Origin of the sequence: Acidovorax sp. 106 (assembly GCF_003663825.1) — a bacterium.
Classification (GTDB): domain Bacteria; phylum Pseudomonadota; class Gammaproteobacteria; order Burkholderiales; family Burkholderiaceae_C; genus Acidovorax.
On record NZ_RCCC01000001.1, the window covers coordinates 1419534 to 1436834 of the forward strand.

22 protein-coding genes and 1 pseudogene are annotated in these 17301 nt (G+C 65.4%); 8 read left to right on the top strand and 15 right to left on the bottom strand.

Features of this window, described 5'->3' with window-relative positions; all coding sequences use genetic code 11:
* Positions 1-43 precede the first annotated feature (43 nt).
* Positions 44-979 carry a LysR family transcriptional regulator gene (locus C8C98_RS06395; RefSeq protein WP_121456075.1) on the bottom strand — a complete coding sequence of 312 codons (936 nt, stop codon included), beginning with the start codon at positions 977-979 and terminating at the stop codon, positions 44-46.
* Positions 980-1055: 76 nt separating this feature from the next.
* Here C8C98_RS06395 and C8C98_RS06400 point away from each other — a divergent pair, with 76 nt between their 5' ends.
* Both C8C98_RS06400 and C8C98_RS06405 read left to right on the top strand, forming a co-directional pair.
* Positions 1056-1406 carry a protocatechuate 4,5-dioxygenase subunit alpha gene (locus C8C98_RS06400; RefSeq protein ID WP_121453580.1) on the top strand — a complete coding sequence of 117 codons (351 nt, stop codon included), beginning with the start codon at positions 1056-1058 and terminating at the stop codon, positions 1404-1406.
* 237 nt (positions 1407-1643) lie between these two features.
* Positions 1644-2489 carry a class III extradiol dioxygenase family protein gene (locus C8C98_RS06405; protein ID WP_121453581.1) on the top strand — a complete coding sequence of 282 codons (846 nt, stop codon included), beginning with the start codon at positions 1644-1646 and terminating at the stop codon, positions 2487-2489.
* Positions 2490-2563: 74 nt separating this feature from the next.
* Here C8C98_RS06405 and C8C98_RS06410 read toward each other — a convergent pair whose 3' ends face one another.
* From C8C98_RS06410 to C8C98_RS06435, 6 genes are all read right to left on the bottom strand, one after another.
* Complete coding sequence (locus C8C98_RS06410) at positions 2564-2887, bottom strand: hypothetical protein (protein ID WP_121453582.1); 324 nt, start codon at positions 2885-2887, stop codon at positions 2564-2566.
* A 3-nt stretch (positions 2888-2890) separates the two neighbouring features.
* A complete protein-coding gene (locus C8C98_RS06415) occupies positions 2891-3241 on the bottom strand; it encodes a hypothetical protein (protein ID WP_147436335.1) in 351 nt (116 codons plus the stop codon).
* A gap of 17 nt (positions 3242-3258) precedes the next feature.
* Positions 3259-3732: a peptidylprolyl isomerase gene (locus C8C98_RS06420; RefSeq protein ID WP_121456076.1), complete on the bottom strand. Its 474-nt coding sequence runs from the start codon at positions 3730-3732 to the stop codon at positions 3259-3261.
* A 180-nt stretch (positions 3733-3912) separates the two neighbouring features.
* Positions 3913-4980, bottom strand: coding sequence for a pirin family protein (locus C8C98_RS06425; RefSeq protein WP_121453584.1), 1068 nt, complete (start codon positions 4978-4980; stop codon positions 3913-3915).
* Positions 4981-5119: 139 nt separating this feature from the next.
* Entirely contained in the window at positions 5120-6481 is a 1362-nt protein-coding gene (locus C8C98_RS06430) for a hypothetical protein (protein ID WP_121453585.1), read from the bottom strand.
* 239 nt (positions 6482-6720) lie between these two features.
* Entirely contained in the window at positions 6721-7299 is a 579-nt protein-coding gene (locus C8C98_RS06435; RefSeq protein WP_121453586.1) for a DUF1439 domain-containing protein, read from the bottom strand.
* Positions 7300-7473: 174 nt separating this feature from the next.
* On the opposite strand from C8C98_RS06435, the gene C8C98_RS21755 reads away from it, so the two are divergent.
* Positions 7474-7611 (top strand): hypothetical protein, encoded by a 138-nt coding sequence (locus tag C8C98_RS21755; protein ID WP_158600142.1) that lies wholly within the window; start codon positions 7474-7476, stop codon positions 7609-7611.
* 143 nt (positions 7612-7754) lie between these two features.
* Here the strand turns inward: C8C98_RS21755 and C8C98_RS06440 are convergent, their stop codons facing one another.
* From C8C98_RS06440 to C8C98_RS06470, 7 genes are all read right to left on the bottom strand, one after another.
* Positions 7755-8171, bottom strand: a complete 417-nt coding sequence (locus C8C98_RS06440) for a hypothetical protein (protein ID WP_121453587.1) — start codon at positions 8169-8171, stop codon at positions 7755-7757.
* Positions 8172-8363: 192 nt separating this feature from the next.
* Positions 8364-8615 carry a hypothetical protein gene (locus C8C98_RS06445; RefSeq protein WP_121453588.1) on the bottom strand — a complete coding sequence of 84 codons (252 nt, stop codon included), beginning with the start codon at positions 8613-8615 and terminating at the stop codon, positions 8364-8366.
* 165 nt (positions 8616-8780) lie between these two features.
* Positions 8781-9269 (bottom strand): GNAT family N-acetyltransferase, encoded by a 489-nt coding sequence (locus C8C98_RS06450; RefSeq protein ID WP_121453589.1) that lies wholly within the window; start codon positions 9267-9269, stop codon positions 8781-8783.
* Between the two features lie 63 nt (positions 9270-9332).
* Positions 9333-10217, bottom strand: a complete 885-nt coding sequence (locus C8C98_RS06455) for a PA4780 family RIO1-like protein kinase (protein WP_121453590.1) — start codon at positions 10215-10217, stop codon at positions 9333-9335.
* Between the two features lie 31 nt (positions 10218-10248).
* On the bottom strand, positions 10249-11067 hold the full coding sequence (locus tag C8C98_RS06460) for a tRNA-uridine aminocarboxypropyltransferase (RefSeq protein WP_121456077.1): 819 nt from the start codon (positions 11065-11067) through the stop codon (positions 10249-10251).
* Positions 11068-11102: 35 nt separating this feature from the next.
* The gene (locus tag C8C98_RS06465; protein WP_121456078.1) at positions 11103-11720 is read right to left on the bottom strand and encodes a class I SAM-dependent methyltransferase; all 618 of its coding nucleotides are present in this window, start codon (positions 11718-11720) and stop codon (positions 11103-11105) included.
* Positions 11721-11972: 252 nt separating this feature from the next.
* A complete protein-coding gene (locus tag C8C98_RS06470) occupies positions 11973-12353 on the bottom strand; it encodes a VOC family protein (RefSeq protein WP_121453591.1) in 381 nt (126 codons plus the stop codon).
* Between the two features lie 121 nt (positions 12354-12474).
* On the opposite strand from C8C98_RS06470, the gene C8C98_RS06475 reads away from it, so the two are divergent.
* The 3 genes from C8C98_RS06475 (at position 12475) to C8C98_RS06485 (ending at position 15772) form a co-directional block, all read left to right on the top strand.
* Positions 12475-13098, top strand: coding sequence for a flavin reductase family protein (locus C8C98_RS06475; RefSeq protein ID WP_121453592.1), 624 nt, complete (start codon positions 12475-12477; stop codon positions 13096-13098).
* A 297-nt stretch (positions 13099-13395) separates the two neighbouring features.
* Entirely contained in the window at positions 13396-14454 is a 1059-nt protein-coding gene (locus C8C98_RS06480) for an MBL fold metallo-hydrolase (protein WP_121453593.1), read from the top strand.
* Between the two features lie 148 nt (positions 14455-14602).
* A complete protein-coding gene (locus C8C98_RS06485) occupies positions 14603-15772 on the top strand; it encodes an ABC transporter substrate-binding protein (protein ID WP_158600143.1) in 1170 nt (389 codons plus the stop codon).
* Positions 15773-15984: 212 nt separating this feature from the next.
* Here the strand turns inward: C8C98_RS06485 and C8C98_RS06490 are convergent, their stop codons facing one another.
* The gene (locus tag C8C98_RS06490) at positions 15985-16326 is read right to left on the bottom strand and encodes a DUF1330 domain-containing protein (protein ID WP_121453595.1); all 342 of its coding nucleotides are present in this window, start codon (positions 16324-16326) and stop codon (positions 15985-15987) included.
* A 516-nt stretch (positions 16327-16842) separates the two neighbouring features.
* Here C8C98_RS06490 and C8C98_RS22225 point away from each other — a divergent pair.
* Both C8C98_RS22225 and C8C98_RS21860 read left to right on the top strand, forming a co-directional pair.
* Positions 16843-17012: pseudogene (locus C8C98_RS22225) on the top strand (exonuclease subunit SbcD); the annotation flags it as partial.
* Between the two features lie 11 nt (positions 17013-17023).
* Positions 17024-17296 (top strand): hypothetical protein, encoded by a 273-nt coding sequence (locus C8C98_RS21860; RefSeq protein ID WP_199726558.1) that lies wholly within the window; start codon positions 17024-17026, stop codon positions 17294-17296.
* Positions 17297-17301 lie beyond the last annotated feature (5 nt).

Here is a 17301-nt window from a genome sequence, read left to right on the forward strand (position 1 = left end):
TGAACAAACGCACAACACCTTGGGCTTCGCATCCAGCCAATGCTCACACACCAGCAGATGTAGAAACCTCGCGTAACACCGGCCCCACCACCCCCTCCACCTCCGCCCTGAGCCACCGGTGCGCCGCATCCTGCTGATACCGCGCATGCCAGATCAGGTACATCGGCATGGCCGGGCACACCACGGGCACGGACGCGCTGGCCAGGCCTGCCAGGGCTGTGCGGGCCAGCAGCGACGGGGCCGTGGTGAGCAGCGCGGTGCCACGCACAAAGGCCGGTAGCGCCGCAAAGCCCGGCACGCGCACGGCGAAGCGGCGGCGCACGCCACGGGCCAGCAGCTGGCGGTCCAGGTCCAGCCCCCGGTGCGCTTCATAGGCCACGGTGGCGTGGTCGGCGGCCAGGTAGTCGGCCTCGGTGGCGGGGGCGCTGCGCACGCTGGCGTCGTAGAACACGCGGTACTGGTCTTCAAACAGGCGCTTTTGCACGATGTCGGTGCCGTCCGGCGGGCGGGGGCTGATGACGAGCTGGCACGCGTCTGAGCGCAACAACTCGGCGCTGGGTGCGCCGCTGGGCACAATGCGCAGGGTGACGCCCGGTGCGGCGCTGCGCAGGCGCGCGGCCAGGGCGGGCAGCAGCAAATCGCGCTGGAAGTCGTTGGCCGCAATCGTCAGCTCGGTCTGCCACTGCATCGGTTCAAACTCGGCCCCTTGGGCAAACAGTTGCATCTGGTGCAGCATGTCGCGCGCAGGCTGGGCCAGCGCCTCGGCCCGTGCGGTGGGCACGATGCCGCGCCCGCGCTTCACAAACAGCGGGTCGCCGGTGATGGCGCGCAGCTTGTCCAGCAGGTGGCTTACGGCCGACTGGGTAACACCCAGGCGCTCGGCGGCGGCGGTGATGCTGCCGGTTTCCAGCACGGCCAGCAGCAGTTGCAGCAGGTGGCCGTCCAACTGCGATCCATCGAATTTGCTCATGGGTTTGATGATCTTTTCGGGCTTCATCTTTGGCAATGGCATCGCGACACTGCGGGCTGACCCAGATCAAGACCCGGAGACTTCCATGCCTTCCCCACTGCCCCCGATTCCCGGCACCACGCCGTTCGATGGCGACCAGGCCCGCAAGGGCTATGCGCTGAACAAGATGTGCTTTTCGTTCAACGACGAGGCCAACCGCAAGGCCTTCCTGGCCGACGAAGAGGCGTACATGAAGCAATACGGCCTGAACGCGCAGCAGGCCGCCGCCATCCGCGCCAAGAACGTGCTGCAGCTCATTGCCGCAGGCGGCAACGCCTACTACCTGGCCAAGTTCGCGGGCATCTTCAAGCTGGACATGCAGGACATCGGCGCGCAGCAGACGGGCATGACCAAAGACGAATTCAAGGCGATGCTGGTGGCGGCAGGTCGGGACTGACCGGCGCTGCGCTCAGCCTACCTCTTGCCAGCACCACTTCACCCGTTCACGCTGAGGTTCTGTCAAAGCGCCGCACAAGCCACACGCCCCGGCTTCGACAGGCTCAGCCCGAACGGCTGGGGAGCCGCCAACGCCCCTGCAGCCCGAACAGCCCAAACAGCACGTCCGACACCACAGCACGCACCGCTCGCACAGAGCGATGCCAGCCCACCTATACCCCAAATTCAGGAGACTCACATGGCACAACTCATCGGCGGCCTCGGCACCTCGCACATCCCGGCCATTGGCAACGCCATCCACAAGGGCCTGCAGAACGATCCGTACTGGAAGCCTTTCTTCGACGGCTTTCCGCCCATCCGCCAATGGCTGGGCGAGAAGCAGCCCGACGTGGTGGTGATGTTCTACAACGACCACGGCCTGAACTTCTTCCTCGACAAAATGCCCACCTTCGCCGTGGGCGCGGCGGCGCAATACAGCAACGCCGACGAAGGCTGGGGCATCCCCACGCTGCCGCCCTTCCCGGGCGAGGTGGACCTGTCGTGGCACCTCATCAACACGCTGGTCGAGCAAGAATTTGACGTGACCACCTGCCAGGAGATGCTGGTGGACCACGCCTGCACGCTGCCGCTCAAGCTCTTCTGGCCCGAGGGCGACTGCCCCGTGACGGTGGTGCCGGTGTGCATCAACACCGTGCAGTTCCCGCTGCCCTCGGCCAAACGCTGCTACGCGCTGGGCAAGGCCGTGGGCCAGGCGATCAGCAGTTGGGACAGCGACAAGAGGGTGGCGGTGATTGCCTCGGGCGGCCTCAGCCACCAGCTCGATGGTGAGCGCGCGGGCTTCATCAACAAGGCGTTTGACCTGCAGTTCATCGAAAGCCTGACCACCAACCCCGAGTGGGCCACGCAGTTCAGCGTGCACGAGCTGGTGGAAAAAACCGGCACCCAGGGCGTGGAGCTGCTGATGTGGCTGGCCATGCGCGGGGCGCTGTCCACCGCCAGCGCGGGCGTGCGGAGGGTGCACAGCAACTACCACATCCCGATCTCGAACACGGCGACGGCCGTGATGGCACTGGAAACGGTCTGACCTCGCAGGCTTCAGGCATTTTGGCCGCTAGCGCTTATCCAACAAGCGCTAGCAGCTATCAATAGATGAGCAATCTATCGGGCCGTATGCCCACGGAAAAACGCCAGAAGCTCGTTGCAACGGCGCTGTCGGTCATCTAGTGGCAGGGATGCCAAGGTCTGCGCATTCAAGCGCGCAAACGACTGAATGCTGGGACGGGCCTCACCGGTCATGCCTCGCTGCGCGGCCATCGCAGCGCCATCGGCCAGCGCTGCGGCATGGGCGGCCCGCCACGCCTGGAACGCGCGTCCAAAATCTGCGCCCATGCCGACAGAAGGGCCCGCGCAGATTTCGAGCAGGGCCTCGGCCTCCACACTCTGGATGTAGAGGCTCAGCGGAGGATCGGCTGCGGCAGCCACGGGCTAGCCTTTGATCGGGCTGGTGAACCAGATCGCCGCCACCGCAATCACCAACACCACGCCGCCCAGCACGGCAGACGCCACACGGCCGGGCGCGGGGTTGAACTCGAAGTGGAGCATTGCCGACAGCGTGTCGGCCACCACATCGGCCGCACGCTCCCGCAAGATGAAGCCCAGCACACCAAAAATGGCGCCGCCGTACTGCACCCAGTGGCGCAGCAGCGGGTCCATGCCCTGGCCTCGGTAGCGCACGGAATGCGCCACGCCATACAGCCACCAGCCTGCCACGCCGATGAGGGCGCCAAAGAACAGGCCGATCAGCGCATAGCCCAGGCGGTCCAATAGCCCTTGCACGCCGGGACCTGTCTGGCTCAGTGCTGGTGCCCGTGCGCGCCGTGCACGTGGCGGTGGGCGATTTCTTCAGCGCTGGCAGCGCGCACGGCCGTGACCTTGCAGCTGAACTTGAGCGCTTCGCCCGCCAGGGGGTGGTTGCCGTCCAGGTGCACTTCGGGGCCCTTGATCTTGACCACGTTGAACACGGCAGGCTGGCCGTCCGCGCCCACGCCTTGCAGTTGGCCGCCGACCTTCACGCCGGGTGGGAACTCGCTCTTGGGGATGGTGCGCACCAGGCTTTCATCGCGGGCGCCAAAGGCGTCTTCCACGGCCAGATCGATGTTGGCGGTGAAACCCACGGCTTGGCCTTCCAGCGCGGCTTCGACCTTGGGGAAGATGTTTTCATAGCCACCGTGCAGGTAGGCCAGGCTGCCGGAGTCGAGCGGCTTGCCTTGGGGGCTGGTCACTTTGTAGGTGATGGTGACTGCGGAGTCTTTGGTGATGGTCGTCATGCGGTGTGCGCCTTGGGCTCGGTTGCGGGGGTGTGCAGCCAGGGCCACACACCAGCGAAAGAAAGCGCGCATTGTCCACGACGCGGCGCCACGGGCTGCCACCCACCCCGTCCACCGGGGCTGGCGGTGGGGGTTTGCGAGCCCACGGGCCAGGGGCTGCGCGGGGGATGCCGATAGGGCTCAGGCCGTGGCGGCGCCGGGCACCTCGTCCTCAGTCTGGCCAGGGTAGCGCGCAAACCGCCGCGCCTCAGGCCCGTGCACAGGGTCACTCTCAGGCCAGGGCCAGCCGCCAAACTGGGTGCGGCGGTAGTCCTGCATGGCCTGCATGATTTCCTGCTGCGTGTTCATCACAAACGGGCCGTACTGCGCCACAGGCTCGCCAATGGGGCGGCCTTGCAGCAGCAGGCATTCCACGGCGGTGGTGCCGGTATTGACCAGCTCCCAGGCTTGAGTGGCCACGATCTCCAGCGCGGCGTGGCCCGCAAGGGCCTGCGGGCCTACGGTCAGGCCGTTGCCCACAAAGTAGTACAGCATGCGGCGCGTGCCCTGGCCGGTGGCGGCGGGCAGCGTCCAGCGGGCGCCGGGCTCTAGGTGCAGCGTCCAGATGGCTACGTCCGCATCCGGCTGCGAGGCCCAGGATTCGGGCGGTGGGCTCAGCGGGGCGGCTGCGCCGGGCAGCGCGCCCGCCACCACGGTGATGGTGGTCAGGCGCCCGTCGGCGTCACGGTGCTGCAGGCGCGGGATGCGCTCGTTCCAGAGCATGGTGAAGTGCGGCGCCACCATCTTGTTCTTCGCGGGCAGGTTCAGCCAGATCTGGAAGAGTTCGAGCGGATTGGGCTCGGTGGCGTTGAGCAGCGGAAACATCTCGGAATGCTGAATGCCCTGCCCGGCCGTAACCCACTGCACATCGCCCCCGCCAAAGCGCGCAGCAGCGCCCAGCGAATCGGCATGATCGATAAGGCCCTTGCGCACAAGCGTCACGGTTTCAAAGCCCCGGTGCGGGTGGCCCGGGAAGCCGGGCACGGTGTCGCCGTGGTACATGCTCCAGCCGTCCTTGCGGCTGAAGTCGCTGCCCATTTGGCGCCCTTCCAGCGACACGGCGGGCGCAAAGGCGCCGTCGCCTGCGGGGTAGGCGTCGTCATGGTGGGCGCAAAACAGAAACGGGTCCATCGTGGGCCACAGCGGGCCCAGGGGCTGGGTTTGCAGCACGGGCATCAGGGCGGTGGCAGCGGTGGTGGGCAACGACATACGGGGCTCCTTGTGAAATGCGCCGCCCCTGTCGGGCGGCACGCAGGGTGAATATGGGGCCCGCAGGCCAAAACATAAGTGCGACGGCTGGAACAGTGCAGTGCGCCAGACAAGACAGTGGGCGCCGCCGAGGCTGCGCTCAGCGCACGCCCTGCTGCGTGGCCAAGGCGCGCAGCGGCGCATCGTTGAAAATCCACAGCCCCCAGTGGCCCTGCACCGTGGCCAGATCGGCCTCGCTGCCGGGCTTGATCCAAGCCAGCCGACTCTGCGCGCCGGGCAACTCGATGGGCGGGATGTGGGCGGCGTCGGGGTCGATGGGTTTGGCCCAGCCGCCCCCCAAAGCAAAGCGGTGGGTGTGCCACGCATCGGCGCGGCCCAGCAAGGCGGAGTGGACGAGCAAGGGCTCGATCACAAAGGCCACCGCGGCCATCCACAGCACCGCAGCGAAGACCAGGGCGGGCTTGGACAAAGGCGCGCGCGGCTGCTGCGTGGGCGCCGGAACCGGGTGCGAGGCCCGATAGTGCCGCCACGCCTGCCACGCCGCCGCCCAAAGGGCCAACGTGCCCACGGACCAGGTGGCGCGATCAACCAACCCCGGCGAGGTGTGCAGGTGCACATTGGGGGCGGCCACCATCAAAATCAGGCCCACAACAAACACTAGGCCTGCGGCCCCGAACAGGGTCAGCACCTCGGGTTGGCGGTTCAGGTTCAGATCGGTGCTGAAGAGGTTTGGGGTGCCTGGCCATGGCAAGGCCACATCCGGCAGGGGTGCGTATTGCTGCAGCGCGCGCACCAAGCGCAGGTCTGCAAACGCCCGCGTCAATCGGGCATGGTTGTCGGGCCCCGACCAAAGCGGCGACATCGACCACACGCCGTTCACCGATCTCAGGCGCGGGCGTTGCGGATCGCCGGGCCGAAACCAGAAGGCAGGCCGCAGCACGCGTTGTCGGCCTTTGCTCAGTTGCAGCACGATCTCTGCACTCGCCATCGGGTTGACATTCCCATTCAAGACATCCGAGCGGCGCGCCGTGATGCCGCGCACCTCGCTCCAGTCAATCTGCCAGTTCTGCCCAAACAGATGGTGCAAGCCCAGTGGCATCCGGTGCTCTTGCCGCAGGCCTTGCGGGGTGATGTAGAGCCGGAGGTGGCGATTCCACAGCCAACGCGTTCCCAAGAGAGGCACGCCCCCAATCACGTAGATCAAAAACAGCCATGGCGTTTCTCTTTCCGACATTTTCTGCATGAGGGCTGCCCCCATGGCCCGCCAGCCTTCCCAGCCCATGTGGGCCAGGTTGGGAAGCGTGCGGAGCAGGGTCCACGCCACAAAAGCCATCGCCACCGCAGTCACCCCACCCAACACCAGCCATTGCACGCGCAGGCTGACGACGGGCACTTCATGCGATGTAGCGTGGCGATACACCAGCACCTCTTCGCTCTGGCAGTTTCGGTCTTCAAAGAGATCGGTGGGCGGCACAGGCGCTAGGGCGTTTTCAATCGGCATGGAGTCGGGTAGAAGAGGACAAGGCCGGTGGATTATCTGGCGCGGACTCCGGCCGAACCCCCAGGGTTGCGTTACAAGGTATTTCAGCCGCCCCGGCCTGAATCCGCCCCTCCAGCCGCCATGCGCGCTGGGGTGCTCAGGGTGCACCCTAAGTCGGTGCACTGAACAAAAAAATTGCACTTGACTTGAATCCACCCTTTTTGAATCAGCGCAAGCAGCTATCTTTTGTATAGCACCCACTACCCCGGCGAACGCACCGGGGCGGCTGGCACCATCTCCACCGTCACGCCCCGCTCGGTCACCACCAAGGGGCCGGGCTGCAGACCCAGGCCGTCCAGCAACGCCAGCTCTTGCGGCTTGACCTGGTGCAGCACCACTTCCATCAATGACTGCTGGGCCAGTGCCGGGCCATAGACGTTGAGCAGTTCAACCACCGCAGGCTGCAGGGTCGGAAACTGCAGCCGCGCCAGCCGCAACTGGTGGGCGCGCACGGTGCGGTCGCTGGGCTCGTAGCGCAGCGCAAACTCCACCACCAGTTGCCCGCTGTGGGCGCGGCGCAGGGCTTGGCCTGCGGCGTCCACGGCCATGGCGGCGCTCAGGCGGTTGGCAGCGGGCAGCGCGGCCAGCTGGGGCGTGTGCACGGTCAAATCGAGCATGCCCTGCACCGGGTAGCGCAGGGGAAAGCGCTGGGCCACGCGCTCTTGCAGTTGCTCCAGCGGCACCGTCCAGCGCGGCTGAGCCTGAGCCTGGGCCAGGCCTGGCAGGCTGGCCAGGGCACAGGCGGCAGTCAAGTGGTTCAAAAGGGATCGGCGATGCATGGGCTGGGCCACCTGTTCAAAAAATGGGACGCTGGTCCCAAACGGGCCAAAGCGGACTGGGTCAGAGTGCCCAACGGCTGCAAGGTTGCATGGCCATCTCGGGCGGTCTGTCGCGCCCTGCGCGCCAGGGGCCGGCCCGCAACAGGGGCGCCTGCAGTGGCACAGGCCCCACACATGGCTGAGTCTGCCACGGCCCACGCCCTGCGTGCCACCGCAGCCCCCCCTCCCGCACGGTCTGCGCCACTGGCGGCCCCGGCGAAACAGTCACCCGGCAGCGCGCACCCCAACGACAGCGACGGGGAGTCGTTCTGACCCGGCGCTGAGCACCGCACCGCGCTATGCCCCATAAGCCAACGCCCCGGCACCGTGCAATACGGTCCGGGGCGTTGGGCTGTGTGCAGGACAAAAACGCTGGGGATTCGCAGGCCACTTAGGGCCCGCACAGCGTCAGGCCATTACTTGTCCAGCACGGTCGTGATCATGTCCCAGTGGGGGTAAGAGCTTTCGTCGGTGCTGGCCGTGCCCTTGCCGCCTGCAAACTTGAAGGCCGCCGTGCCGGTGCGGGCAATCTCCAGGGTCTTGAGCTTGCAGATAGCGGCCTTAGAGGGCGCGTCGGTGCAGTAGCCGCGGGCTTTTTCAGTAATGGATTCGGCCACATAGCGCACTTGGCGCAGGTGGTCCACGGTCTGGAAGGTGCTCATCTGTACGTCCATCTTCACATCGCAACCGCAAGACTGCTTGAGCGCACCGGCCGCGCTGCGCACAGCGGGCTCCACTTCGGCGGTGTAGAAGTCGCGTTCTGCCTTGCCAGCGTGGGCCAAAGAAGCGGCGGCCAGGGCCAACGATGCGAGCACGAGCGATTTGAATTTCATCAAGAATCCTTAGTCGGTTGAAACATGCTCCCAGGCTAAGAACCTGTTCAAAGGCCCCTGGAGCGGGCGCATTGTGCGCCGCGCCAATGCGCCTCAACCGCCCGAAACCGCCCACCGCAACGCTTTATGGCACATGTTGTGCACTATTTCACTTTTGCGGCGGCACGGCCTGCTGTGGCCGCAGGGCCGTGCTCAGCGCCCCACCACCGACCAGCCGGCCTTCTGGTTGGACTTGTCGTTTTCATACTCCCAGCCCGTGCCACAGCGGTCACACACATAGCGGGTGATGGTGACCGAGCCTTGCTCGCGGTCTTCCTTGCGGTTGCCGCGCTGCACCAGCTCGGCGTGGCCGGGGGCCTTGCGCCAGTTGCGCTGGATGCCCTGGCAGGGCTCGCACAGGGTCATGGGGTTGAGTTCGCGTTGGCGGGCTAGTTCTTTGGTCATGTGGGGGCAGCCCTCGGGGGCCGGGGTGTGGGATGGGATTGCGTGCTGCAGGGCGGCTACTGTAAGGCACCCGTGCGCGCATGAACACAGCGGGGGGCATCATTGACAAGCCAAATTAGCCTCCAGCGCTTCATATAAAAGCGCTGGCAGCTATCAAATCAGGAGCTATCTCGCGGCCTCCAGTACCTTCGCCATGCGCGCGTTGCGCAGCACCACGCCCGCGCGCACCACCTCCTGGCGCTGCTCCACCACAAAGCCCTGCGCCGCAAAGAAGGGCTCGGCCGTCAGGCTCACATGGGCCTGCAATCGGGTGTTGCAGCGCTGTGCAGCCTGCGCATGAATGTGCGCCATCAGCGCCCGGGCCACGCCCTGGCCTGCAAACGCGGGGGCCACGAAGAGCATGTCGATGGTGCCGCTGGCCTGCAGATCGGCAAAACCGGCAATGGCGCCACTGCCGTGCGCTTGCGCGATGAAGGGCTGGTTGGCCTGCATGCGCTCAGCCCACTGCGCGGTGTCGTGGTGCAGCGGCGCCCAGGCCGCGAGTTGTTCGGCGGTGTAGTCCTTAGAGGCCAGCCCATGCACCGAGGCATGGAAGACGGCGCGCAACGCGGGTCCGTCGCCCGGGCAGAAGTTGCGGATGTGGAAGGAAGACATGGCGAGCGAACTGCAGAGAAAAAGGGGCGCGATGGTGCCACAGCGCAGCGCGGTGGAGAAAACTCAGCCCGCCGCCATGCGCAGCCTGCGCGCTGCATCTTCGTCGCGCGCGTCGTCGATCTCGCGCAGCACGGCTTGCATGTCCACATCAACGTGGTCGGGGGCATACACGCCGGTCAGAGGCGTCTCGTTGGTCAGGAGGCCGCTTTGGTACAGGCTCCAGATTTCAGGGCCGTATTGGGTGGTGCGCAGCTCGGGGGCGAACTGGCCAAAGAAATCGCGCAGGTTGGCCACGTCGCGCAGCAGCATGCGCTGGGCGTGGTTGTTGCCCGCAGCGTCCACGGCCTGGGGCAGGTCGATGATGACGGGGCCATCGTGGCCCCCTTCGCCGTCTGCTCCGTCAGCGCCCGGAAGGTGCGCCAGCAGGATGTTGAACTCTGACAAGTCACCATGCACCACACCCGCACACAGCATGCGCACCACCTCGGCCACCAGCGTGGCGTGGTGGATGCGAGCGTCTTCGGGGGTAAAGCAGACATCGTTCAGGCGCGGGGCGGCGTCGCCGTGGGCGTCGGTCACCAGCTCCATCAGCAACACGCCATCGTGAAAGTTGATGGGCTGCGGCACGCGCACGCCTGCAGCGGCCAGGCGGTACAGCGCATCGACCTCGGCGCTCTGCCAGGCGGCCTCTTGTTCTTGCCGGCCGAACTTGCTGCCCTTGGCCATGGCGCGGGCCGAGCGCGAGTTCTTGACCTTGCGGTTTTCGGTGTAGTCCACGGCTTGGCGAAAGCTGCGGTTGTTGGCCTCTTTGTAGATCTTGGCGCAGAGCGTGTCGTCGCCGCTGCGCACCACAAAAACCATGGCTTCCTTGCCGCTCATGAGTTGCCGAACCACGGTATCGATCAGGCCTTCCTCAATGAGGGACTGCAGGCGGGGGGGTGCTTTCATCGGTGCATTTTGCGCCCTGCGCGCAAGTCCCTCAGCCGCCAGCGGTCACATCGCGCAGCCGCTGGTGCTCAGGCCCCTGCCAGTCGGGCGGCAACTGGTGCTTGGCCTGCAGGTAGTGGTGGGTGAACACGTCCAGGTAGGCCTGCAGCGCCTGCGCGGCCAGCGGCTCACCCGCCAGGTCCAGGCACAGGCCTGCCACTTCCGAGGTGCAGAAGTGGTCCTCCCGGCGCGAGCGGCGCAGCTGGTAGCGCGAGATCTGCTCGGGCTGCAGGCTCAGCACCGGAAAGCGGTCGATGTACGGGCTTTTGCGGAACATCTTGCGCGCTTCGGGCCAGGTGGCATCGAGCAGGATGAACAGTGGGCGTTTCATCGGGGTGGCATCGCACATTGGTGCTGGTTCGACCCCGGCTCGGGGCACCATCACCTCGCTTGCCAGCACCTCGGTCACCACCCGCTCAGGCGCCACGAACTCGCCAGGGAAGACCACGTACGGTTGCCACTGCGGGTCGGCCAGCAAGGCCAGCAGGGCCGGGTCCACCTCGGTGCGAGCCCAGCCAAAGGCAAAGGTATCGGGCACCACATCGGCAATCAGCCAGCCGGTGTTGCTGGGCTTGAGGGGCTCGATGTCTGCCATGAGCAGGCACACCCCTGCGCGCGTGGGCACCACAGGGCACACGCCGCACAGGCAGTGGCTGGGCACCAGGCGGCAGCCAGGGCAGCGCTCGCCACGCGGGCCGCCGCGCGCCAAAAAGGGCTTGGCGCTGCGCGCCAGCCGCGCCGTGCGCAGGCGGGCCACGGCATGGGGGGCGTGGGATTCAGGGGGCGCAGAGGCTGCAGGCCCTTGGGGCATGCCAGGCACTTGCGGGGCGAGAGGTGGCAACAACATCAGCGCCGCCCGGCCTTCTCCAAAGCAAACAGCGGCACCTCGGCGTGCTCGCTCAACCACACGCCGCCACCCAGCTCGGTAAAGCCCTCGGCCAGCGTGCGGCGGTACAGGCTGGCGGGGTGCTTGTGCATGCGCGGGTCGGTCACCTGCTCGTCCACCACGTCCTCTTCCCAGTCCTCATGGGCCACGGCTTCAATGTAGAGCGCCCCCCGGCTCAGGCGGGCCAGGTTGCGCAGGGCCTTTTTCGCATCGGCCTCGTTCAGGTACGGCAGCACGCCCTGACAGATCACCAGGTCAAAAGGCTCAGCCGGATCGTGGGCGCGGTAGTCCACCACCGACCCGCGCTCCCACCCAAAGCGCTCGCACAGGTAGCTGCTGAACTCCACGCCATGGAACTGCGCGGTGGGGAAATGCCGCGCCACCACATCGCGCCACAGGCCAATGCCGCAACCCACATCCAGCACGCGCAGCACCGGCACGCGCAGGTACTGCAGGTAGCTGCACACAAACGCACCCAGGCGCTCGGTGTGGGCCGGGTCCACCACGCTGGTTTTCTTGTCAAAGTAAAAGCGCTGGTAGTACGCCTCGTCAAACATCGTTGCACTGGCAGATTGCATGCGCAGCCATCCCATCATTCAAAACAAAAAGAGCCTCTAGGGACCCTCTGCACAAATCACCGCGCCGTGTGCATCTGCGGTCTCGGGCGGTCTGCTGCGTTGCAAATACTCGCAATAGCGATGGCTATTGCTGCGTTTTGCGCCTTGCAGCCCATCCCGATCCGCAGCGCACACTTGGCCAGCTCGATTCGTGCAGAGGATCCCTACGCTTACCAATGACGCGCCAGAAGCTCTTAAAACAGAGCAAACTAATCAGGCAGCGGGGCGGTGCAGCACACACAGCTTGTTGCCGGTGGGGTCGCGCAGGTAGGCCAGGTACAGCTTGCCGCCGGGGCCTTCGCGATAGCCGGGCGGGTCTTCACAGGCCACGCCGCCGTTGGCCACGCCTGCGGCGTGCCAGGCGTCAGCCTGCTCGGGCGACGTTGCCAAAAAGCCGATGGTGGCGCCATTGCCGTGGCAGGCTGGCTCACCGTTGATGGGCGTAGAGATGCAAAACGTGCCCGTGGGGCTGCGGTAAAAGTACCGGTTCTTGTTGGCTACGCCCGCAGGCACACCCAGCGTGCCCAAGACGGCGTCGTAAAACTTCTTTGAAACTTCCAGGTCATTCACACCCAGCATCACATGACTGAACATTGCTTTGATCTCCAATGGGGGGCACCCCGACAGGGGCGAAGGTGGCGAGGATAGTACCCGCAGCACCCATCCTCGCGGAAGATCGCGACCTGCCCTGAAACCACCGCGACAGCAAACACCCATGACCACTGCCCACGCCCCCATCCACAGCGCCGCTCCCGCCCACTTCGCACCCGTGCCGCTCGACAAGGCCTACCGCCTGCTCAACCACGGGCCCACGGTGCTGGTGTCGGCCTCGCACGCGGGCCAGTGCAATGTGATGGCCGCCGCCTGGGCCTGTGCGCTGGACTTTGCCCCGCCCAAGGTGACCGTGGTGCTCGACAAGGCCACCCGCACGCGTGAACTGGTACAGGGCAGTGGCCACTTTGCCCTGCAGCTGCCCACCGTGCCCCTGGCCGCGCTGACCGAAGCCCTGGGCACCGAAAGCGCTCACACCCACCCCGACAAGCTGCAGCGCCACGCGGTACCGCTGTTTGAGGCGCCCGCGCTGCCCGGCATCACCCCTGCGCAAAGCCCGCTGCTGGTGCAAGGCTGCGCCGCGTGGCTGGTGTGCCGCGTCATCCCCGAGCCACACAACCAGCAGGCCTATGACCTGTTCATTGCCGAAGTGGTGGCCGCCTGGGCCGACGAGCGCGTTTTCCGCCAAGGGCACTGGGAGTTCGACACCGCCCCGGACAGCCTGCGCACGCTGCACTACGTGGCCGGCGGGCAGTTTTATGCGACGGGGGCGTCGATCAAGGTGTGAGGGACCTGCCAGCAGTACCCGGAAGTCAATATGGGCTGCAGCGCTTGAATTACTTGCGCCGAAAGCTATTAAAAAAATAGCAGTCGATGGCAGCACCCCGCCCTGACCCTGTCTGCACCGCCCCGGCGCTATGGGCCTTGCAGGGGCAGCACACGCGCCAGTGCGCGCCCGTGCCGAACAGGTCGGCAGCGGAACTTTGCCACCCGGCCCAGCTCATCTTCAGATATAAAAAATAACCATCTGCCTACCACACGGGCGCGCAGCCCACGCCCGTTCAACCGTCAAAGAAAGTTGCGAATGAAGCTGTTCAGATTTCTGGAGGGAACCTCCACCCCCGAAGCCATCAATCCCAGCCGCCGCCGCATGCTGGCCATGGGCTGCGCCTGCTGCGCCCTGGCGGCGGGCGGCATCAGCCCTGCAGCCGCGCAACTGCCCGGCGTACAAAACCATCTGGCTGCCGCCAAACAGGCGGCCCAAGATGATCTTTTGCCCTACCTCAGATTAGGGCAGGTGGCAGACCCGACCCAAGGCGGCGCCCCCGGCATGACGCCCGACCAGCTCATGCGCCTGCCCGCGCCGCCGCCCGGCCAGGCGTTTGACAACCTGTATTTCGTGGGCAGCAAGTGGGTCAGCGCCTGGGTCATCGCCACCAGCCAGGGCCTGATCCTGGTGGATGCCATGGACAACGATGACGAGGCCGAGCACATCATTGACGCGGGCATGCGCAAGCTGGGCCTGGACCCTGCGCAGATCAAGATGGTGATCGTCACCCACGGCCACGGCGACCACTACGGTGGCGTGGGCTACCTGCGCCGCCGCTACGCCCCCGCCGTGCACATGGGTGCCCCCGACTGGGAGATGACCGCCACCAAACTCGAATTTGACCGCCCCGACTGGGGCCGCCCGCCCGTGCGCAGCCCAGCCACCGATCTGGCCCTGAAAGACGGTGACCGGCTGCGCCTGGGCGACACCGCCATCGACATCCTGATGACCCCCGGCCACACCATGGGCACGGTGTCTTTGCTGTTCAACGCACGCCAGGGCAGCAAGGTCCATCGCACGCTGCTGTGGGGCGGCACCGCGTTCAACTTTGGCCGACAGCCCGACCGCATGGTTCGACTGAAGGCCTATATCGACGCCACCGCCCGCGTGCGTGACATTGCCCGCACGCAAAACGTGGAGGTCTTTATCTCCAACCACAACGGTTACGACGAAGCCGTGGAAAAGCTGGCCAAGATGGAAAAGGCGAAAGGCGCAGGACATAACCCCTTCGTGATCGGTTCGGCCACCACGCAGAGGGCGCTGACGGTGATGAACGAGTGCGCCCAGGCGACCTGGGCGGCTTGGCAGGCTTGAGCCTGACGGGAAACTTGCGGGAACCTTTCCGAATTGGTTATACCGAATAAGGGATTTTCAACACTGTTGTCAGTTGAAAGTACGCCGCCCCATACGCTTTTCATGGTGTATGGGGCTTTTCATTGTCTTGTTCGAAAGGAGTATTCCCATGCCCGCTGATCGTATGACGACCCACCCTGAACGCCACTTTGGCTTTTCGCTGTGCGCCCTGGCCATTGCCATGCTGACTGCAACGGCGTCTGCGCAAGCGCAGACCACCGCCTCTCCTGCTGCCGCGCCCGCCGCCACAACGTCGCCCGCTGCAACCGCCGCACCGGTGGAGCGGGATGGCAACGGGCAGGCTCTGCAAGACCTCTACAAGGCCGCCATTCAAGAAGGCGGGCAGTTGACGGTGTACGCAGGTGGGGATGAAGTGACCCAGGGCTTTGGTATCAAGGCTGCGTTTGAGCGTCAGTTCCCGGGCATGAAACTCAACCTCGTGGTGGACTTGAGCAAGTACCACGATGCCCGCATCGAAGAAGAACTGCTACGCAAGGATCTGAAGGTGGACGTTGCCCACCTGCAAACCCTGCATGATTTTGACAACTGGGCTGAGCGGGGACTGCTGGCGTCCTACAAGCCGATTGGCTGGGATCAGATTCCTACCGCCTACAAAGACCCCCAGGGCCGCTTCACCGGCCTGTTCATGCTGACGTTTGCGAACAGCTACAACAAGAACATGGTGTCCGAGGCCAACGCGCCGCGCGACTATGCGGACTTCCTCAAGCCCGAATTCAAAGACAAGATCATCATCGCCTACCCGCACGACGATGACGCTGTGCTCTATGTTTTTGACAAGATCATCCAGAAATACGGCATTGAGTTCATCCAGAAGCTCAAGGACAACGGCGTCCAATGGGTGCGCGGCACGCAAACGCCCCGCGACGCCGTGGAGGCCGGCAAATACGCCATCTCGACAGGAACGTCGGGCACATTCGTCCCCGCCGAGAGCGCCAACATCCGCTTTGTGCTGCCTACGCAAGACCCCTTTCTGACCTGGGCCCAGACGGGCGCCATTTTCAAAGGAGCAAAGCACCCTGCTGCTGCCAAGCTGTATATGAGCTGGATGCTCTCCTTGCCCGTGAACGCCACGCCGCGCCAGTTCCCGCTGCGCAAAGATGTTGCGCCACCCGCAGGCTTCAAAACCATGGACCAGTACAACACCAGTCCGACCGACTTTCTGGCCTTTATGCGTGACCGCGCCCGCGTGGAGCGGCTCAAAAGCCTGTTTGAACGGTTGATCGGCCCCGTTCAAGGGATTTCTCCCTTGAAGGACTGACGCCGCAGTCCCTGCCAGTCAGTAAGTCCGTCTTTCCGTCTGGCAATGCGGCTGCCACGGGCGGGTGGTCCTTGCCACCCTGTCCATGGCCACGTTGACCGAGGCGCTGGGCACCGAACGCGTCCACCCCACCCGAAACAAGCGGTAGCGCCACCCTGTGGCTGCGCACGTTGCACTGCGTGCGCAGTGGGCACGTCTACAGTGCGGGCCGCTCAGGCCTTCACGCCCAGTTTTTCCAACAACGAATCCGCGCGATAGTCGGCGCCATCCACCCCCTCCAGCAGAAACACCGTGGACCGCGCGTGCTGCGCGCGCAGCGGTATCAGCGCGGTATAGGCGGGCGAGTCATACCAGGCACGGGCTTGCTGCAGGGAGGGGAAGCGGATGATGATGCAATCGCCGTCGAACGTGCCCTCCTTGGTCTCAGCCCGCGCGCCATGCGCCAGAAACGCGCCACCAAAGGGCGTGAGGGTCGCATCGATGCGCTGCAGATAGGTCACGATGTCGGGGCCGAATTGCAGATCGGTCAGCAGGCCAATGGCATAGGCTGGCATGGGGGTTTCCTTTTGTTCAAGATGGCTCCAGATGGGGCACGGCAGAAGCCTCCTTGCAGCCTGCGGGGCTGAGGTGCGTTCAACCCTGGCTTCTGGCGCGCGACAGTGACTGTAGAAAAAGCAGCGCGGCGAAGCGATGACCTGAGAGGTCATGGCCATGGCGCAGCAAGCGAGCCGGTGAGGCTGGAGCGGTGCGTGGACTGGCGCAGCGCCCCCATGGCCCTCCGCCGCTCGCCCATCGCGGGAGAGGGGCCAGAGGGCGAACCCCGCCACCACATCCGACATCACATCCACCAGCCCGCCGACAAACCCGTTGAGAGGCGGCGCCCACACACGACCGCGCCGCGCTCAGACCTGGCGACGGCGCATGCCACTGGGCAGAGCGCCTAGAAAAATCAGGTCAAATGGGACGCTAGCGCTTATCTGGCAAGCGCTACCAGCTATCAAAATAAAAGCACCCACCCCTGCCCAATGCGCATACTCCACACCTCCGACTAGCACCTGGGCCAGCACTTCATGGGCAAGAGCCGCCAGGCCGAGCACCAGGCGCTGATTGACAGGCTGCGGGGCAGGTCGATGCGCACGCGGAAGATGCGGTGCTGATTGCGGGCGATATTTTTGACACCGGCACGCTGCACAGCCACTTGGTGGTGCGCCTGCACCACGCAGGCGTGGCGCTGCGGCTGGGCGACACCGCATGGAACGGCTGCAGACCTACATCGATGCCACGGCCCGCGTGCGCGATGTGGCCCGTGCGCAAAACGTGGACGTGTTCATCTCCAACCACAGCGGTTATGACCAGGCGGTGGAGAAGTTGGCACGGGTGCAGCAGGCCGGGCACAGCGGGCACCCTGCGCGCCGCCGTGCCGCCAACCCCTTCGTCATCGGCTCAGAAGCCACCCAACGCGCACTGACCGTGATGCACGAATGCGCCCAGGCTACCCTGGTCGCGTGGCAAAGCGGCAAATAGGAGCA